A 19,489-nucleotide genomic window follows, 5' to 3' on the forward strand; every position below is an offset into this window, starting at 1 on the left:
TCGAACGACTGACATTTAGAAAGAGATAGATAAAAATAAAGACAATATTAATCTTGTTTTAATTTTAAATAAACTATGGCAGACAAAAAAGAAAAACTCTTCTCAGACTTTTCTCCTGCCTCCACCGAACAATGGATGGAGAAGGTTACAGCCGATTTAAAAGGTGCTGATTTTGAGAAGAAGCTCGTTTGGAAAACAAACGAAGGGTTTAAAGTGAAACCTTTTTACCGGATGGAAGATCTGGAGGATTTAAAAACTACTGATGCACTTCCTGGAGAGTTCCCTTATTTAAGAGGAACTAAAAAAGACAACAATGCATGGTTGGTTCGTCAGGAAATTAGAGTAGAATGTCCGAAAGAAGCCAATGCGAAAGCACTGGATATCCTAAATAAGGGTGTTGACTCACTTTCTTTCCATGTGAAAGCAAAAGAACTTAATGCGGAATATATTGAAACACTGTTAAGTGATATTCAGGCAGAGTGTGTTGAACTGAATTTCTCAACCTGTCAGGGGCATGTGGTTGAGTTGGCTAATCTGCTGGTAGCTTATTTCCAGAAGAAAGATTATGATGTGAAGAAACTGAAAGGTTCTATCAACTATGATTTCTTCAACAAGATGCTGACTCGTGGCAAGGAGAAAGGTGATATGGTACAGACAGCCAAATCTTTGATTGAAGCAATTCAGCCGCTTCCTTTCTATCGTGTGCTGAATGTAAACGCTTTATCATTGAATAATGCAGGTGCTTATATTTCTCAGGAACTGGGCTATGCTCTGGCTTGGGGAAATGAATATATGGGTCAATTGACTGATGCCGGTATTCCTGCTGCCATAGTAGCCAAGAAAATCAAATTTAATTTTGGTATCAGTTCCAATTATTTCCTTGAAATAGCGAAATTCCGTGCGGCACGTTTGCTTTGGGCAAATATTGTAGCTTCTTACAATCCCGAATGTGTGCGTGATTGCGAGAATAAAGGTCCTAACGGAGAATGTCGTTGCGCAGCAAAAATGGCGGTTCATGCCGAAACTTCTACTTTCAATCTTACTTTGTTTGATGCACATGTGAATCTGCTTCGTACACAGACTGAAGCTATGAGTGCTGCATTAGGAGGCGTAGACTCTATGACGGTAACTCCGTTTGATAAGACTTATGAGACTCCGGACGAGTTCTCAGAACGCCTGGCTCGTAACCAACAACTGCTGCTGAAAGAAGAATCTCATTTTGATAAAGTGATCGACCCTGCTGCCGGTTCTTATTATATCGAGAATCTGACTGTGGCTATTGCAAAACAGGCTTGGGAACTCTTCCTTGCTGTAGAAGAAGCAGGTGGCTTCTATGCGGCATTGAAAGCAGGAACTGTTCAGGCTGCTGTGAATGAGAGCAACAAAGCTCGTCATAAAGCAGTTGCACAGCGTCGTGAAGTGTTGTTGGGTACCAACCAATTCCCGAACTTCAATGAAAAGGCTGGCGATAAGCAACCTGTCGAAGGTAAGTGTTGTTGCGGAGGTGACTCTCACACTTGCGAAAAAGAGGTGGATACTCTGGTGTTCGATCGTGCTGCCAGTCAGTTTGAAGCATTGCGTCTCGAAACAGAAGCATCAGGCAAACGTCCGAAAGCGTTTATGTTAACCATCGGAAATTTGGCAATGCGTCAGGCACGTGCTCAATATTCTTGTAACTTCCTGGCTTGTGCCGGTTATGAAGTAATTGATAATCTGGGATTTGAGACAGTAGAAGCAGGAGTAGAGGCAGCTATGGCTGCAAAAGCTGATATTGTTGTTATCTGTTCCAGCGATGATGAATATGCTGAATATGCAATTCCTGCTTTCAAAGCACTGAATGGTCGTGCTATGTTTATCGTTGCCGGTGCTCCGGCTTGTATGGACGACCTGAAAGCCGCAGGTATCGAAAACTTCATCCATGTTCGTGTCAATGTATTGGATACCTTGAAAGAGTTTAACGCTAAACTATTGAAGTAAGATGAGAAAAGATTTTAAAAACATCGATATATATGCCGCATTTCAGCCGACTAATGGTGCTGAATGGCAAAAGGCTAACGGTATCTCCGCTGACTGGAAAACACCGGAACACATTGAAGTGAAGCCTGTTTATACAAAAGAAGACCTCGAAGGAATGGAACACCTTGGCTATGCTGCCGGACTTCCTCCTTATCTGCGCGGTCCGTATTCAGTAATGTACACTCTTCGTCCCTGGACTATCCGCCAGTATGCCGGATTCTCTACCGCCGAAGAATCAAATGCATTTTATCGCCGTAATTTGGCTGCCGGTCAGAAAGGTTTGTCAGTGGCATTCGACTTAGCTACTCACCGCGGTTATGACCCCGATCACGAACGTGTAGTAGGTGACGTAGGTAAAGCCGGTGTATCTATCTGTTCATTGGAAAATATGAAAGTGCTGTTCGATGGTATCCCATTGAACAAGATGTCTGTGTCTATGACAATGAATGGAGCTGTACTTCCGATTATGGCATTCTATATCAATGCCGGTCTGGAGCAAGGTGCTAAACTCGAAGAAATGGCCGGTACTATCCAGAATGATATTCTGAAAGAATTCATGGTGCGTAATACTTATATTTATCCGCCTGCATTCTCTATGAAGATTATTTCTGATATTTTCGAATACACTTCGCAGAAGATGCCTAAGTTCAACTCTATCTCTATCTCCGGTTATCACATGCAGGAAGCAGGCGCAACCGCGGATATCGAGTTAGCTTATACATTGGCCGATGGTTTGGAATATCTTCGTGCAGGAACGGCAGCAGGCATTGATATTGATGCATTTGCACCGCGTCTGTCTTTCTTCTGGGCGATTGGAACCAATCACTTTATGGAAATAGCCAAGATGCGTGCTGCACGTATGTTGTGGGCAAAGATTGTGAAACAATTCAATCCGAAGAACCCGAAATCACTGGCGTTGCGTACTCACTCGCAGACTTCCGGCTGGTCACTGACCGAACAGGATCCGTTCAATAACGTAGGACGTACCTGTATTGAGGCTATGGCTGCAGCTTTGGGGCATACTCAATCTTTGCATACCAATGCATTGGATGAGGCTATTGCTCTTCCAACAGATTTTTCTGCACGTATTGCACGTAATACACAGATTTACATTCAGGAAGAAACTTACATCTGCAAGAACGTTGACCCATGGGGTGGTTCTTACTATGTAGAATCTCTGACGAACGAACTGGCACACAAGGCTTGGGAGCATATTCAGGAAATTGAAAAACTGGGTGGTATGGCGAAAGCTATCGAAACAGGTATTCCAAAGATGCGTATCGAAGAAGCTGCTGCACGTACACAGGCTCGTATCGACAGTGGTCAGCAGACAATTGTCGGTGTGAACAAGTATCGTCTGGAAAAAGAAGCTCCGATTGATATTCTTGAAATTGATAATACAGCCGTTCGTCTTGAACAGATTGAAAACCTGAAACGTTTGAAAGATGGACGTAATCAGGCTGAAGTGGACAAAGCATTGGCAGCAATTACCGAATGTGTGAAGACTGGCAAGGGTAACTTGTTGGAATTGGCTGTGGAAGCAGCTCGTGTTCGCGCAACATTGGGTGAGATTTCTTATGCTTGCGAACAGATAGTAGGACGTTATAAAGCAATAATTAGAACGATATCAGGCGTGTATTCATCAGAAAGTAAAAACGATAGCGACTTCAAACGTGCTTGTGAACTGGCCGAGAAGTTCGCGAAGAAAGAGGGACGTCAACCTCGTATCATGGTTGCAAAGATGGGACAGGACGGTCACGACCGTGGTGCTAAAGTCGTAGCAACCGGTTATGCTGACTGTGGCTTCGATGTGGATATGGGACCGTTGTTCCAGACTCCGGCGGAAGCTGCTCGCGAGGCTGTTGAAAACGACGTTCATGTAGTAGGTGTTTCTTCACTGGCTGCCGGACATAAGACATTGGTTCCGCAAATTATTGAAGAACTGAAGAAACTGGGTCGCGAAGACATTGTAGTGATTGCCGGTGGTGTTATTCCTGCACAAGATTACGATTTCTTGTATAAGGCAGGTGTAGCTGCTATCTTCGGTCCGGGTACTCCGGTAGCGAAAGCTGCTTGTCAGATTCTGGAAATCTTAATGGATGAAGAATAAGGAAAACTTTCTTATTGACAGATTGTATATGCAATAAGTGGGAAACCATGAATTAATAGAAAAAGGGTCAATTACTGACCCTTTTTTTGTATCCTATTATTGAAAACTTCCTTTTTGGCGTTTTATAAAAAAGTACCTCAAATTTGATTTATTGAAAAAATATTCATAATATTGTCATCACTTTGTTAACTGTTGACCCGTACCTTTGCGCATAAATTTCTAAACTATGGTAGATTTCATGGATGATAAACAATTATTGGGAGAGCTGAAAAGAGGCAATAATGCAGCTTTTGAGTTTCTGTTCAAGAGTTATTATCCTCGTTTGCGAGGGTATGCTATTCGTTTTATAGAAGATGAAGAAACGGTTCGTGATATTATTCAAGAGTGTTTCTTACGATTTTGGGAACGTCGCGAAATGTTATCTGCCTTCTCACTTACTTCTCTTCTTTTTTCTATGGTCCGCAATGGATGTCTAAATTATCTGAAGCATCGCTCGATTGTTGAAAAGTACCGGGTGGAGTACCTGGCAAAGGTGGATGGGGAAGAAAAACTCTACTATGCAGACTTTATGCAGGATGCAGAACATAAATTATTATACAAGGAATTGCAGGAGCAGATTGCCCTTGTGCTTAATCAGTTGCCGGACAGGTCGCGTGAGATTTTTTTGTTAAGCCGTTTCAGGGGATTGAAGAACAGAGAAATCGCAGAAAAACTACAAATATCTACCACAGCAGTCGAAAAGCATATAGCAAGGGCTTTGCAATATTTCTCCCGGCATTTCAGCGAACGCTATCCGGTGGATCTGTATATAGTGATATTGGCATGGCTGATGATGGAGCAGAAATAATCAATGCACTCTTCGGTTATATAAAGAATAAGAAGCAGGAAAGTTTTTTTCTGCTTTTTTTGTTTCAGAGGTTGGGTAAAAGAAATATGGGTTGTTACATCTTATAGAAAGTGAATATAATGAAGCAAGAAGAAAATATCCGTGAATTGGCTATTCAGTATTTTGAAGGACGCATATCAAGAGCTGACGAAAAGAATCTGTTCGAATATATCGAACAGGTGGAAGGTGGCTATGGCAGGTTCCGTCAATGGGAGAGAGAATGGATGAATCACCGGAATACCGATTCGGAGACAGATGCTGAATGGGAAGCTTTGAAGCATAAGATGTATACGCAGGAAGCGATTGTCCCGTTATTGAAAAAGTCGAAATCTGGTATATGGAAGATAGCCCGTATCGCTGCCGTTATAGCATTGATTGTCGGTACTACGTTGGGTATTCAACAGGCTATTTACTTGTTTACGCCAAAGACTTTTTTTGTTTGCGAAGCTCCGTTGGGGGATAAGAGTAAGATACAGCTTTCGGATGGTACAGTTGTATGGCTGAATGCAGGTTCCGTATTAAGATATTCGAATCATTTTAATACAGCCGACCGGGTGGTGGAGCTGGAAGGAGAGGGGTATTTTGAGGTGACTAAACAGAATGGAAAGCAATTTACAGTAAAGACGCATGAATATGATGTGGTGGTAAAAGGTACGAAATTTAATGTATCTGCCTATTCAGACGATTCGTATATAACAACCACCTTGCTGGAAGGAGCAGTAGAGTTGAATTATAAAGAAGATCAGATACGGATGTCTCCGGGAGAATCTATTTCTTTGGATTTGGTAACAAGACAGTTGAAAGGAAAGAAAGTAAATGCACGTCAGGCAATGGCGTGGGCGGAAGACAGGATTGAATATGATGACATTACGTTAGGAGAGATGGTGAAGAAGCTTTCACGTCAGTACGATGTGCATATTCAGTTAGAGTCGGAGAAATTGGGCGATATGAAGTTCCGTGTTTCGTTGCGTAATAAAGAGACAATCGTAGATGTAATGGATGCACTGAAAGAAATCATACCTATCAAAGTAGAATATAAGGAAAAGGATATATATATAAGATAAGAACTCAATGTTTAATTGTAAAGAAATCAAGTATGAATATTACTCAAATAGGCAGATTTGGGATGCTGTTGATGATGGCATCTGTTGCAATCTCGTGTTCTGACCCTAATCCTTTGGACTCATACACTCGTGTTCCGTTCGAAAAAACGGAAACGGATGACGGAAATAGTGATGGTGACGAAGACGGTGCCGGCGGTTTGTTCGAGAAAGGAAACGGAACGGACAGCAAACCTTATATGATAATGAATGCTACGCAGATCAGAAATATGCGTAGTGTGTTGAAATCGGGAATGAAAGTTTATTTCCAGTTAGGTGCTGATATTGATATGGCAGGCATTGATGACTGGCAGTCGTTGAATGGTTCCGGTGATTTTCCTTATGAAATAGATTTTGACGGAGACAGCCATGTCATTAAAAACTTCAAATGTTCTGCCGGTGATTATCCAAGTTTCTTCGGAGTATTGTGCGGTGATTGTCGTAATGTGGGCTTTGTGAATGCTTCTGTATCATCTGCTCGGCAGGGGATTGGAATTATTACCGGTTATCTCGGACTTAAAGATAAAGGTAACGGAAATAAGACAGGAAGAATTGTGAACTGCTATACGACTGGCGAAGTAATCGGTTCTGGTGCGGCAGGTGGAATAGCCGGTGTATTGGCAAATAGCTATGATGGGCAGGAAAGTTATATAAAGAACTGTTATTCAAATGCAACGGTCAGCGATCAGGCGGCAAGTGGCGGAAAAGCAGGCGGTATTGCCGGACGGAAAGTAGGTGTCGGCGGATTTATTGAGAACTGCTATGCATACGGAGCAGTCAGTGCAACTAAAGGAGGCGTAGGCGGTATTTTGGGACAAATTGACAAAAGTTGTGACATTGCTATCAAGAACAGCGCAGCATGGAGTAACTTGACCGGAGTGGATGCTTCATCAACCGTAGGACGCATTGTTGGGGTCTCTGCTTCATTAGGCAGTTATGAGAATTGTTACGCCTGCGAAAGTATTGTACTCAAAGTGAATGAAAAAACGATTACCGCATCAGACGAATCATCAGCCACGGGAACAACTTTTCACGGAGTGACGAAGTCAGCGGAAGAACTGGGGAATATCATCGTAGCCTGGAATCCGAATCTTTGGAAAAAAGGAACGAACGGTTATCCGATATTCCAGTGGTCTGAATAAATAAAGCCAGTCGATACAAAAAAGCAGAAATAATCTGCTTTTTTGCTTTTATAGGGGTTGGGCAGATGAATGATGAGTTGTTTTATCTTATAGAAGCGATTCAGAGAAATACTACAATCGAATATATATATCCTTAAATATAAATCACTTTAAATTGTAACAACTTAATTGATAAAATTATGAATGACCGAAGAAACTCATTTTTTAGACTGTTTCTCCTGATTCTGTTGTGTTTGGGCGTCCAGTCACTACGGGCGCAGACAGTTACAAAGGTCTTTAAAAATGAGCCGCTGAAGGCGGTATTGAAAGAAGTTGAGCGGCAGACGAAGTACTCCATTATCTATAAAACGGACGAGGTTAATGAAAACAAGAAGATAACGGCTTCCTTTCAGCAGGCAACTGTTAATAATGTGCTTGCTACTGTTTTGGATAAGGATGTAGAGTATAAACTACAAAACCGGATGATTATCATCACAAAGAAAACAGAACGTAATACTACTGCCGTCCCATCGCAGCCTTTACATCGGGTTACGGGGAAAGTGGTCGATGTGAACGGTGACCCGGTAATCGGTGCCAGTGTACAGGTGATAGGACAGTCTATGGGAACGATCACGAATTTGGATGGTGAATTTACATTATCCTCGGTTCCGGCCAATGCCCTAGTCGTTGTGTCCTATATTGGGTTTGAGAAGAAAGAAATTAAAGTCTCCGACTTGCAGAAATCTTCGAGAGTAATACTCCGGGAGGATACGGCTACGCTGGAAGAAGTGGTGGTGGTAGGCTACGGTACTCAAAAGAAAATAAACCTGACGGGAGCTGTTGCAGTAGTAGACAGTAAAGCGATGGAAGACAGACCCGTGCCGAGAGCCTCACAGATGTTGCAAGGGACTGTGCCCAATATGAATGTAACTTTTGGGTCTGGGTATCCGGGAGCTTCGGCAACTATCAATATCCGTGGTGTGAATTCTATCAGTGGCAATGCATCGCCATTAGTGCTGATTGACGGAATAGAAGGGGATATCGACCGCTTGAATCCGAATGACATCGCTTCCATTTCCGTATTAAAAGATGCATCTTCGGCCGCTATTTACGGGGCTCGTGCTTCTTATGGTGTTATCCTCGTGACTACCAAGGAAGGCTCCGCCCGCAAGACTACCGTTTCGTATGATGGAAGATATTCATGGAGCAATCAGACGACTTCTACTGATTTTGAAACCAGGGGATATTATTCGGCAGGCATCAACGACTTGTTTTATACCAATTATAACGGAAAGCCTTATACCAACTATACGGAAGAAGACTACCGCCAGCTTTGGTTGCGCCGGAATGATAAAACGGAGAATCCCGAACGTCCCTGGGTAGTTACCGACCAACGTGACGGAAGAGATACATACGTCTATTACGGTAACTTCGACTGGTATAATTATCTTTATCGTAAAAACAGACCGATGTGGGAGCACAATATCAGTGTCAGTGGGGGAAATGAAAAGTTGAACTATTATTTATCAGGAAATACAGTTGATCAAACGGGTATCTTCAGACAGAATCCTGATAAATACAAGGTGTATAATTTCAGAAGTAAAATCTCGGCAAAGATCACTCCACGACTGACAATCAGCAATAACACGAAGTACCATTATAATAGTTACTCTTATCCGGGATTATCGGGTATTAATAACAACTTCAATACTGCGGTGAATCATGCACTGGCGAGCTTTGTACCCATTAATCCGGATGGCAGTGCAGTGTATCTGACTTCGTTGAGCAATTCTGCCATTTTGGATGGCATGGGAGCTATCCTTGCTTATGGAAAACATAAGAATGAAGACCAGCGGTATGAGTTTTCCACGACTTTCGAAGCAAGTTTCAATGTAATGAAGAACCTGAATGTCCGTGCAAACTACAGCTACCTGCACTATAACTATCAGACCATGAATAGAACAGTAAATGTACCATATTCCAAATATCCGGGTGAGATATCCTATCTGACTACCGGAAGCGGTGTGAATCAGTTGAAGGAAACACAGACCAATCATTGGTATCAAGCTTTCAATGTTTATGGTGATTATATGCTGGATATTGCCGACCATCAGATAAAAATCATGGCAGGTTACAATTATGAAACCAAGCGTCTGAAAGATATCAAAGTCTCCCGCCAGGGTTTGCTCTCCGATGACTTGAATGACTTAAATCTGGCAGTCGGAGATGCGATGACTATGTCCGGCGGACAGAATGAATATGCGCTTTTGGGAGCATTTTATCGTCTTAATTACTCCTATAAAGGAGGTCGTTACCTATTTGAGACAAGCGGACGTTATGACGGAAGTTCACGTTTCAGAAGCAGACACCGTTTCGGTTTCTTCCCCTCGGCTTCCGTAGGATGGAGAATCAGTGAAGAACCGTTTTTCGGGAATTTAAAGAAGAATATTGATAATGTGAAATTGCGTCTCTCATACGGTTCGTTAGGAAATCAGCAGGTAGGATATTACGATTATATCCAAACCATTAATACCAACGGTACAATGAATTATATCTTTGGCGATCAGAAGAAAGGCTCTTATGCAAGTGTCTCCGACCCGAACTCCGCTGACCTGACCTGGGAAACCGTTTCGACTTGGAACATAGGACTGGATCTCGGATTCCTGAACAACCGCCTGAACCTGACTGCCGATGCCTATGTTCGTGATACTAAAGGTATGCAAACTTCCGGTAAAAAACTTCCCGGTGCTTATGGAGCCAACGAGCCCAAGCAAAATGCAGCCAATTTGCGTACCAAAGGCTGGGAATTGATGCTGACTTGGAATGATGCTTTCAAACTGGCAAACAAACCTTTCCGTTATAACCTGTCCGTAGGTTTGGCAGATAATACATCGAAAATAACCAAATTCGATAATCCTTCCAAGATATTGAGTGATTATTATGTAGGTCAGAAATTGGGAGATATCTGGGGATATGTAGTGGACGGACTTTTCAGAACAGACGAAGAAGCGGCAAACTATAACGTTGACCAAACAGCAGTCAACTTCGTTATCAATACAGCACAGGTGAATCCGGGACTTCATGCCGGTGATATGAAATTTGTTGATTTGGATGGCGACCATACAATATCTTCCGGCTCGAACACGGCAGATGATCCGGGCGACCGCAAAATAATCGGAAACTCATTACCGCGCTATACATACAGTATTCAAGGTGGTTTCGACTGGTATGGATTCGACTTCTCCATCTATCTTCAGGGAGTAGGACATCAAGACTGGTATCCGGGCACTAATTCTGTATTCTTTTGGGGACCATACGCTCGTCCGTATTCATCGTTCATTCCACGCGATTTCTTGAGTCAGGTATGGAGTCCGGAAAATCCCGATGCCTATTTCCCGCGCCCGATAGGGTATCTTGCCCTCGGCAACAACCGTTCTTTGGGAGTGGTGAATGATCGTTATTTGCAGAATCTGGCTTATTGCAGAGTGAAGAATATCACAGTAGGCTATACGATTCCCGCCGTATGGACGAAGAAGGTAAAGATAGAGCGCCTGCATATCTATTTCAGTGGTGAGAATCTGTTTACCTTCTCTCCGCTAAAGAGCGACTACATTGATCCGGAACAAGCATCGGCAGAAAATTCCATCCAATCGGCAAATGGTAACGCAAAGTTGTACCCTTGGTCAAAGACCTATTCTTTTGGAGTGAACGTAACTTTTTAAACTAACTAATATTTGAATTATGAAACCTGTTTATATAGTATCTTGGTTGTTCGCATTGGCGATATCTTTCGTGTCTTGCGACGATTGGTTGGATAAGACACCAAAAGACCGCCTGTATCCGGATGTATATTTCAAGACTGAAGATGAGTTGCGATTATTTACGAATCAGTTTTATAACAATCTGGTTCCGTCCGCTGTCGATATTTATTCCGAGTCGTCCGATTTGATTGTCAAGTCCGACTTGATGCTCGAAATGTCCGGACAGCGCATCATACCCGATGAAGGAAACGGTTGGAATTTTACGGCACTTCGCGATATTAATTTCTATCTGCAGTATTCCCATAACTGCACGGAAGTGAATGCCCGTAACCGTTACGATGGTGTTGCCCGTTTTTTCAGAGCTTATTTCTACTTTGAGAAGGTGAAGAGATACGGCGATATTCCCTGGTATGACAAAGCACTCGACTCGGATGATCCCGAATTGTATAAAGCCCGTGACTCACGTGAATTTGTCATGCAGAAAATGCTGGAGGACCTGGATTTTGCGATAGCCAATCTTCCGAAAACGAAGAATGCGTATGTACTGACCCGGTGGACGGCATTGGCCCTGAAATCCCGTGTCTGCCTGTTTGAGGGTACTTTCCGCAAATATCATGGACTGGAGGATTATGAAAAATACCTGAATGCCTGTGTCTCGGCTTCTGAAACCTTTATGAACGAAAGCGGATATACACTCTATAAATCGGGCAGCACACCTTACAGGGATTTATTCGCTTCCATAAATCTACAAGCGGATGAAGTGATTTTCGGCCGTGACTATGAAGCTTCTCTTTCTGTGCTTCATAATGTGCAGAATTATGAGAACTCCACCACAATGGGACGTCCGGGAATGAACAAGAAGATAGTGAATTCTTATCTGATGGCGGACGGAAGCCGTTTCACGGATAAAGCCGGTTATGAAACGATGACATTCGATCAAGAATGTCAGAATCGGGATCCGCGACTGGCACAAACCATCCGTACCCCTGGATATACGAGAATCGGAAGTACAAAGAAAGAAGCCCCGAACCTGGCTTATACCATGACCGGATATCACCTGATAAAATATTCGATGACGGCTAACTACGATGAATATAATAAATCGTGCAACGATATTCTCCTGTTCCGCACGGCAGAGGTGTATCTGAATTTTGCAGAAGCAAAAGCCGAACTAGGCACTTTGAAGCAAGCCGACATCAATAAATCTATTAAATTACTTAGAGACAGGGTAGGAATGACTAACCTGGATATGGAACTGGCAAATTCAAAACCCGACCCGTATTTGATGAGTGCCGCCACAGGTTATCCGAATGTGAAAGGAGCCAATCAGGGAGTAATCCTTGAAATCCGTCGCGAACGAACCATCGAACTGGTAATGGAGGGTTTCCGTTATTACGACATCATGCGTTGGAAAGAAGGTAAACTATTTGAGAACGATCTGCTGGGAATCTATGTTCCCGGGCCCGGAACTTACGATTTAGATAAAGACGGTACGGATGATGTCTGTTTCTACGTAGGAACAAAACCTGCCGGAAATGTACCTTTATATTTAGAGATCGGCGAGCAGATTCGCTTGTCGAATGGCGAAAGTGGTTATATCATCTGTCATAGTCTGATTACCAAGAAATGGAATGAAGACAGAGATTATTTGTACCCTGTTCCTATCAGCGAACGTACTTTGTCCAATGGTGTGATAACACAGAATCCCGGTTGGAATGACGGATTGAACTTTAATTAATTAGATTCAGAAATATAAATTCTTATGAAAAATATGATTTCTTATATATGTCTTTTGGCAACCGTGTTTGCCAACTTGTCCTGTGCCGACGACATGGACAACTCTAAATTCGATAATATGATACCTTACGGTAAACAGGAAGTTTCCTATACTTATCCGAAAGGGGAGGGGAACCTTAGAGTGTTGACCTTTAATATAAGGCATTGTGCCGGTAACGATGACGTGATTAATTATGACAGGACAGCCGCTGTTATCAACGGAATGGAACCCGATGTCGTTTGCCTGCAGGAAGTGGACTACATGACTACCCGCAGTAATAAAGTCGACCAATTGAAAACCTTGGCGGATAAAACAGGCATGAATCACTATTTTAGTAAGTCAATCGCTTACCAAGGTGGTGAATACGGTAACGGTCTTTTGTTCAAAGGGACGCCGATCAGCACGAAGACTTATCCCCTTCCCGGTGCCGAACTCCGTTCTGCTGCCATAGCCGAATTTGAGAACTATGTAGTTATCTCCACCCACTTGGCTTTGGAAGAGAATAATAGAGTTGAATCTGCAAAACAGCTCACAGACCTTGCCAAAACATATAATAAAGTGGTTTATATGGCTGGTGACTTTAACGAGGACTTGATGAATGGCACATTCTTTACGGAACTGAAGAAAGAATGGGAGGTTGTCAGTTCTACAGAAAACACTTTTCCTACCGGACAGGCTACCAAACGGATTGATTTTGTCGTTACTTTGAAAACTCCACCTACCACTGTGGTAAAATCGAATGTAATATACAACCTGGATGGTGTCAACGTAGCAATAACTTCCGACCATTATCCACTTTATTGTGATTTTAAGAAGCCGACCGGACTTGAAGAATATCCGAAGGCAGAAGGTGACCTGCGCATAGGTAACTATTTCCTGACCTATTGTAAAGGTACAGATGGCGTGATTGATTACGACCGGACAGGACGTATTATCGCCAAAATGAATGCGGATATTGTCTGCTTGCAGGGACTGGATAAGGAGACGGAACGTTCGGAAGGTATCGACCAGTTGAACGTACTGGCACAGAAAGCAAATATGCATGATTATTTTGCTAAAGCCATTGATTATAAAGGCGGTGAATTCGGTGTTGGTATACTGACAAAAGAAGAACCTGTAAGTGTAGACAGATACCAAATGGCGGGAAAGAGCGAGATGCGTGCAGCCATGGTAGTGGAATATGAAAAGTTTGTAGTAGCCAGTACCAACTTCGATACGGATATGGCAAAGCGTATAGAGGCCCTTCAAACGTTAGAAACGAAACTGTCTGCCTATAATAAACCTGCATTCTTGTTAGGATACTTCAATGAGGGCGACTTGGAAAGCGAATTTTTCCAAATGGTGAAGAGTAACTGGAATCTTCTTAGTGCCGATAAGTCTACCGAAGTCAGTGGTAAGAAACGTCGCCTTGACTTTATCGTGTCTTTGAAGAGTCACAACGTAAATGTGACACAGGCTGATGTGATAGAAAGTCTGTCGGGAGTAGATGTGACCGTTGCTTCTACACATTATCCTCTTTTTTGTGATTTCTCCGGTTTAAAATAGAAACGTTATAGAGAGGCTGCACAGAGCTATGCACATATCGTGTGTAGAACTGTGCAGCTTCATTATATAGCTTATCAAACATCAAATGGAGTGGTATAAAAAAGGAGAAAGCGGTACATCTTGAAAACTATTCAGTTGAAGTTATCATTCTTTCTCCGATCTATGCCTTTATGGACTTTTTTCTCTCTTCATGCGGTCAATGAGAAATAATCGTGTAACTTTGTAAGCTGTTAGTGTAAAAACAAGAAGAGAAAAAATGATAGTTTGCATAGCCGAAAAGCCATCAGTAGCACGCGATATAGCCGAAGTACTCGGCGCTCATACCAGAAAAGAAGGATATATAGAAGGAAACGGATACCAGGTGACCTGGACATTCGGGCATCTTTGTACCCTGAAAGAGCCGCATGAATACACGCCTAACTGGAAATCATGGAATTTAGGTAGCCTGCCAATGATTCCTCCACGTTTCGGCATCAAGTTGATAGAGAATCCTACCTACGAAAAACAATTCCACATTATCGAGGGACTGATGCAGAACGCAGATGAAATCATCAACTGCGGTGATGCCGGGCAAGAGGGAGAATTGATTCAGCGTTGGGTGATGCAGAAAGCAGGTGCACGCTGTCCGGTGAAACGTCTGTGGATTTCTTCATTGACAGAAGAAGCTATCCGGGAAGGGTTTGCGAAGCTGAAAGATCAGACAGATTTTCAGTCACTCTATGAAGCCGGACTTTCTCGTGCGATGGGTGACTGGCTATTAGGGATGAACGCCACCCGTCTTTACACCATTAAATACGGTCAAAATAAACAGGTACTCTCTATCGGTCGTGTACAGACACCGACTCTGGCACTGATTGTCAACCGTCAGTTGGAAATAGCCAATTTCGAACCCAAGCAATACTGGGAACTGAAAACCAACTATCGGGATACCACTTTTTCCGCACTTATCCGCAAAAGTGATGAAGAAATTGCTGCGGAAGAAGAAAAGAACGGTGGAAAAAAGAAAATAGATAATCCGGGTATCGACCCTATCGCTAACCGGGAAGAAGGCGAGGCATTGGTAGAACGCATAAAGGATCTTCCGTTTGTAGTCACTAGTGTTGGCAAGAAAGATGGGAGAGAGTTCGCCCCACGTTTGTTCGACTTGACTTCTCTTCAGGTAGAATGTAATAAGAAATTCGCTTATTCGGCTGATGAAACGCTGAAACTGATTCAGTCTCTTTATGAGAAGAAGGTAGCTACCTATCCGCGTGTTGATACTACTTTCTTGAGTGACGATATTTACCCGAAATGTCCTGCTATCCTGAAAGGACTCCGTGATTACGAAGTCTTGACAGCTCCGTTAGCCGGCACTACACTTCCTAAATCGAAAAAGGTATTTGACAACTCGAAAGTGACGGATCACCACGCCATTATCCCCACCGGAGTCTATGCTCAAAACCTGACGGATATGGAACGTCGTGTCTATGACTTGATAGCCCGTCGTTTTATAGCCGTATTCTATCCGGACTGTAAGATTTCTACTACTACCGTCATGGGAGAAGTGGATAAGATAGAATTCCGGGTGACCGGAAAACAAATCCTGGAACCGGGATGGCGTGTCGTGTTTGCCAAGGAAGTAAAAGACTCTACCGAAGAAAAAGAAGAAGAGGATGAAAATGTACTTCCTGCTTTTGTGAAGGGCGAAAGTGGTCCTCATATTCCGGACTTGAATGAAAAATGGACGCAGCCGCCTAGACCTTATACCGAAGCGACCTTGCTTCGTGCAATGGAAACAGCTGGAAAACTGGTGGATAATGATGAACTTCGTGATGCCTTGAAGGAGAATGGTATCGGCCGGCCGTCTACCCGTGCTGCCATCATTGAAACACTGTTCAAACGAAATTATATCCGTAAGGAGAGAAAGAACCTGATTGCCACCCCGACAGGAGTGGAGTTGGTGCAGCTCATTCACGAAGAATTATTGAAATCGGCGGAACTGACAGGTATTTGGGAAAAGAAGCTTCGCGAAATTGAAAAGAAGACATACGATGCCCGCCAGTTTCTCGAAGAACTGAAACAGATGGTTTCGGAAATAGTGATGAGTGTACTTTCTGATAATACAAACCGACGCATTACTATTCAGGATGCAGTAGCTGCAAAGGCTGAAGAGAAAGAAAAGAAAGAAACTAAAAAGCGAGAACGTAAACCGAGTGCACCGAAAGAAAAGAAACCGAAAACAGAAAAAGCGGTAAGTGAAGTGAGTTCTAATTCGGCACCTTCTCCGGCTCCGGTTACTACTCCTGCTTCAATTCCTTCTGCTACAGGTGATGTAGATACGTTTGTAGGTCAGCCATGTCCGCTTTGTGGTAAGGGAATTATTATTAAAGGAAAAACCGCTTACGGATGTTCGGAATGGAGAAATGGATGTACTTTCCGGAAAAATTTCTAATAGAAAAGGGATAAAAGTAAAAAGTCCGTCATATCACGAAGAGAGTGAGAGATGGAGGTGCTGCAATTAGCAGGTTAGATTTAATCTGCATGATATGAATGCGGCCTCTTTATTATGCTGTATTGAAATAAATTAAGTATGTTTGCATTCCAGGCAAATTTCCTATCTTACTATTGCTTTTTACTGATTTATTTTGTATCTTTAGTGGTTTTCATCCTTTCAGAGATAGATGGTCACCTTATACAGGGCAGACGCATTAAAAATCATTATCCTGTAAAAGTTTTGATAAATATTTTTCATCCCACCCAGCTTTTAGCCTTTTTAGATTCATACTTCCTTTAGTTGTTTTATCCTTCTTCAGGATAGTAAGTGCCATTTTTGTTGCTGCGGAAAAGTTTCTGGCTGCATTTTTGACCTTTTTACTATAGTCTTCTCGAAAGGTAACATCCAGTTGCCAATGCAGATTATTTTCAATAGACCAATGCTGTCTGATGGCAGAGGAAATTTCGTCCGGTTTGGTATTATCCATTGAAGTTACATAGTATCTTACCTCTTGTGTATATTCTCCTGTTGCCACTATTGTTCTTTCCGATTTTATCCCAACAACAGACTTCAGTCCCACAAGTTTCTTTTTAAACATTTTTTCCATTATAGGTCCATAACTAACTACAGTACAAGTTCTTGTCTCTATCCTTCCATGTCCGGTATTTTGGGACACATGCCTGGTGACTCTATTGATTATTTCGTCTTTATCCTGATAATCTTCAATGATCTGTTTGGCCAGTTGATAGTTTTTCTTCTTGTTATCCTTTATAGCTATAATATAATTTGCGTCACGCTCAATGATGGTCCGTGTTATATCTGTCTGGCAGCCCATCGCGTCAATTGTGACAATGCAATCATTGAGATCCAAAGAGTTTAGTAACAATGGAATAGCGGTAATTTCATTACTTTTATCATCCACCTTCACTTGTCCTAAAGAAATTCCATTGGCAGCGGACCATGCGGAAACCATCCATAATTTGAATCCTTCCTTTCCCGTCGTATGTTCTCCGTCACATTTACTTGGACCACGCATAAGTTTGCCATCTATAGCTATAACCCCTTTCACCTCCTGACAGACTTGTTTGACCCAATTACGGAAGATCAATTCAAAATATTCGGGCTTTATGATGCTAAAGAATCTATTAAAAGTATCATGGCTGGGGATGAACTCCAGATTAGGTATGCGACTTTTGAAAAAAGCAATTTTGGCATTGCCAAATTCCTCAATCTCATTCCAGGATTGGGCACCACAAATTACAGCAGCAATGGATATATAGACGATGGTTTCCATTTTATGGACTTTTTTACGGTTCATTCTAGGATCTTCTATTTGTTTACAAAGGTCAATTATCCCTATTTTCATGTTAGTTTATGTTTTATAATATCTTATAAAGATAAGGAAAATAGTCGAAATAAGAAAGAATTAATAAGTTAATAATCAATTATATAAATAGAATGAAAACAGGAGTAGGATAGTAAAAAATATAATGCGTCTGCCCTGTCACCTTATACAGGGCAGACGCATTAAAAATCATTATCCTGTAAAAGTTTTGATAAATATTTTTCATCCCACCCAGCTTTTAGCCTTTTTAGATTCATACTTCCTTTAGTTGTTTTATCCTTCTTCAGGATAGTAAGTGCCATTTTTGTTGCTGCGGAAAAGTTTCTGGCTGCATTTTTGACCTTTTTACTATAGTCTTCTCGAAAGGTAACATCCAGTTGCCAATGCAGATTATTTTCAATAGACCAATGCTGTCTGATGGCAGAGGAAATTTCGTCCGGTTTGGTATTATCCATTGAAGTTACATAGTATCTTACCTCTTGTGTATATTCTCCTGTTGCCACTATTGTTCTTTCCGATTTTATCCCAACAACAGACTTCAGTCCCACAAGTTTCTTTTTAAACATTTTTTCCATTATAGGTCCATAACTAACTACAGTACAAGTTCTTGTCTCTATCCTTCCATGTCCGGTATTTTGGGACACATGCCTGGTGACTCTATTGATTATTTCGTCTTTATCCTGATAATCTTCAATGATCTGTTTGGCCAGTTGATAGTTTTTCTTCTTGTTATCCTTTATAGCTATAATATAATTTGCGTCACGCTCAATGATGGTCCGTGTTATATCTGTCTGGCAGCCCATCGCGTCAATTGTGACAATGCAATCATTGAGATCCAAAGAGTTTAGTAACAATGGAATAGCGGTAATTTCATTACTTTTATCATCCACCTTCACTTGTCCTAAAGAAATTCCATTGGCAGCGGACCATGCGGAAACCATCCATAATTTGAATCCTTCCTTTCCCGTCGTATGTTCTCCGTCACATTTACTTGGACCACGCATAAGTTTGCCATCTATAGCTATAACCCCTTTCACCTCCTGACAGACTTGTTTGACCCAATTACGGAAGATCAATTCAAAATATTCGGGCTTTATGATGCTAAAGAATCTATTAAAAGTATCATGGCTGGGGATGAACTCCAGATTAGGTATGCGACTTTTGAAAAAAGCAATTTTGGCATTGCCAAATTCCTCAATCTCATTCCAGGATTGGGCACCACAAATTACAGCAGCAATGGATATATAGACGATGGTTTCCATTTTATGGACTTTTTTACGGTTCATTCTAGGATCTTCTATTTGTTTACAAAGGTCAATTATCCCTATTTTCATGTTAGTTTATGTTTTATAATA

The 19,489-nt window shown here is 42.0% G+C and carries 11 protein-coding genes; 9 read left to right on the forward strand and 2 right to left on the reverse strand.

Translation table 11 applies throughout. The features are described 5' to 3' along the window. The first annotated feature begins 75 nt into the window (after positions 1-75). The 9 genes from mutA to CJF29_RS04750 all read left to right on the forward strand — a co-directional run bounded on the left by mutA (position 76) and on the right by CJF29_RS04750 (position 16,747). Positions 76-1,977 carry a methylmalonyl-CoA mutase small subunit gene (mutA, locus tag CJF29_RS04710; RefSeq protein ID WP_099147371.1) on the forward strand — a complete coding sequence of 634 codons (1,902 nt, stop codon included), beginning with the start codon at positions 76-78 and terminating at the stop codon, positions 1,975-1,977. A gap of 1 nt (position 1,978) precedes the next feature. Further along, on the forward strand, positions 1,979-4,126 hold the full coding sequence (gene scpA, locus CJF29_RS04715) for a methylmalonyl-CoA mutase (RefSeq protein ID WP_004299440.1): 2,148 nt from the start codon (positions 1,979-1,981) through the stop codon (positions 4,124-4,126). A 226-nt stretch (positions 4,127-4,352) separates the two neighbouring features. Continuing rightward, on the forward strand, positions 4,353-4,973 hold the full coding sequence (locus CJF29_RS04720) for an RNA polymerase sigma-70 factor (protein WP_070782888.1): 621 nt from the start codon (positions 4,353-4,355) through the stop codon (positions 4,971-4,973). Between the two features lie 119 nt (positions 4,974-5,092). Then, positions 5,093-6,076: a FecR family protein gene (locus CJF29_RS04725; protein ID WP_074557606.1), complete on the forward strand. Its 984-nt coding sequence runs from the start codon at positions 5,093-5,095 to the stop codon at positions 6,074-6,076. Between the two features lie 32 nt (positions 6,077-6,108). After that, the gene (locus tag CJF29_RS04730; RefSeq protein WP_074557608.1) at positions 6,109-7,254 is read left to right on the forward strand and encodes a peptidase M26; all 1,146 of its coding nucleotides are present in this window, start codon (positions 6,109-6,111) and stop codon (positions 7,252-7,254) included. Positions 7,255-7,433: 179 nt separating this feature from the next. Continuing rightward, entirely contained in the window at positions 7,434-10,955 is a 3,522-nt protein-coding gene (locus CJF29_RS04735) for a SusC/RagA family TonB-linked outer membrane protein (RefSeq protein WP_099147370.1), read from the forward strand. 19 nt (positions 10,956-10,974) lie between these two features. Further along, positions 10,975-12,732 carry a RagB/SusD family nutrient uptake outer membrane protein gene (locus tag CJF29_RS04740; protein WP_074557612.1) on the forward strand — a complete coding sequence of 586 codons (1,758 nt, stop codon included), beginning with the start codon at positions 10,975-10,977 and terminating at the stop codon, positions 12,730-12,732. A 24-nt stretch (positions 12,733-12,756) separates the two neighbouring features. Further along, positions 12,757-14,316, forward strand: coding sequence for an endonuclease/exonuclease/phosphatase family protein (locus tag CJF29_RS04745; protein ID WP_032843990.1), 1,560 nt, complete (start codon positions 12,757-12,759; stop codon positions 14,314-14,316). Between the two features lie 256 nt (positions 14,317-14,572). Then, the gene (locus tag CJF29_RS04750) at positions 14,573-16,747 is read left to right on the forward strand and encodes a DNA topoisomerase 3 (protein ID WP_074557616.1); all 2,175 of its coding nucleotides are present in this window, start codon (positions 14,573-14,575) and stop codon (positions 16,745-16,747) included. 256 nt (positions 16,748-17,003) lie between these two features. On the opposite strand, the gene CJF29_RS04755 is transcribed toward CJF29_RS04750, so the two are convergent. Both CJF29_RS04755 and CJF29_RS04760 read right to left on the reverse strand, forming a co-directional pair. Beyond that, positions 17,004-18,155 (reverse strand): ISAs1 family transposase, encoded by a 1,152-nt coding sequence (locus CJF29_RS04755; RefSeq protein ID WP_099147672.1) that lies wholly within the window; start codon positions 18,153-18,155, stop codon positions 17,004-17,006. Positions 18,156-18,316: 161 nt separating this feature from the next. Beyond that, entirely contained in the window at positions 18,317-19,468 is a 1,152-nt protein-coding gene (locus tag CJF29_RS04760) for an ISAs1 family transposase (RefSeq protein ID WP_099147672.1), read from the reverse strand. Between the last annotated feature and the right edge of the window lie 21 nt (positions 19,469-19,489).

Origin of the sequence: Bacteroides celer (genome assembly GCF_002632415.2) — a bacterium.
Taxonomy (GTDB): domain Bacteria; phylum Bacteroidota; class Bacteroidia; order Bacteroidales; family Bacteroidaceae; genus Bacteroides.

What these genes read in the sequence shown, in the direction of transcription:
- mutA (WP_099147371.1), top strand. Translation starts at nt 76, where the DNA reads ATGGCAGACAAAAAAGAAAAACTCTTCTCAGACTTTTCTCCTGCCTCC.
- scpA (WP_004299440.1), top strand. Translation starts at nt 1,979, where the DNA reads ATGAGAAAAGATTTTAAAAACATCGATATATATGCCGCATTTCAGCCG.
- CJF29_RS04720 (WP_070782888.1), top strand. Translation starts at nt 4,353, where the DNA reads ATGGTAGATTTCATGGATGATAAACAATTATTGGGAGAGCTGAAAAGA.
- CJF29_RS04725 (WP_074557606.1), top strand. Translation starts at nt 5,093, where the DNA reads ATGAAGCAAGAAGAAAATATCCGTGAATTGGCTATTCAGTATTTTGAA.
- CJF29_RS04730 (WP_074557608.1), top strand. Translation starts at nt 6,109, where the DNA reads ATGAATATTACTCAAATAGGCAGATTTGGGATGCTGTTGATGATGGCA.
- CJF29_RS04735 (WP_099147370.1), top strand. Translation starts at nt 7,434, where the DNA reads ATGAATGACCGAAGAAACTCATTTTTTAGACTGTTTCTCCTGATTCTG.
- CJF29_RS04740 (WP_074557612.1), top strand. Translation starts at nt 10,975, where the DNA reads ATGAAACCTGTTTATATAGTATCTTGGTTGTTCGCATTGGCGATATCT.
- CJF29_RS04745 (WP_032843990.1), top strand. Translation starts at nt 12,757, where the DNA reads ATGAAAAATATGATTTCTTATATATGTCTTTTGGCAACCGTGTTTGCC.
- CJF29_RS04750 (WP_074557616.1), top strand. Translation starts at nt 14,573, where the DNA reads ATGATAGTTTGCATAGCCGAAAAGCCATCAGTAGCACGCGATATAGCC.
- CJF29_RS04755 (WP_099147672.1), bottom strand. Translation starts at nt 18,155, where the DNA reads ATGAAAATAGGGATAATTGACCTTTGTAAACAAATAGAAGATCCTAGA.
- CJF29_RS04760 (WP_099147672.1), bottom strand. Translation starts at nt 19,468, where the DNA reads ATGAAAATAGGGATAATTGACCTTTGTAAACAAATAGAAGATCCTAGA.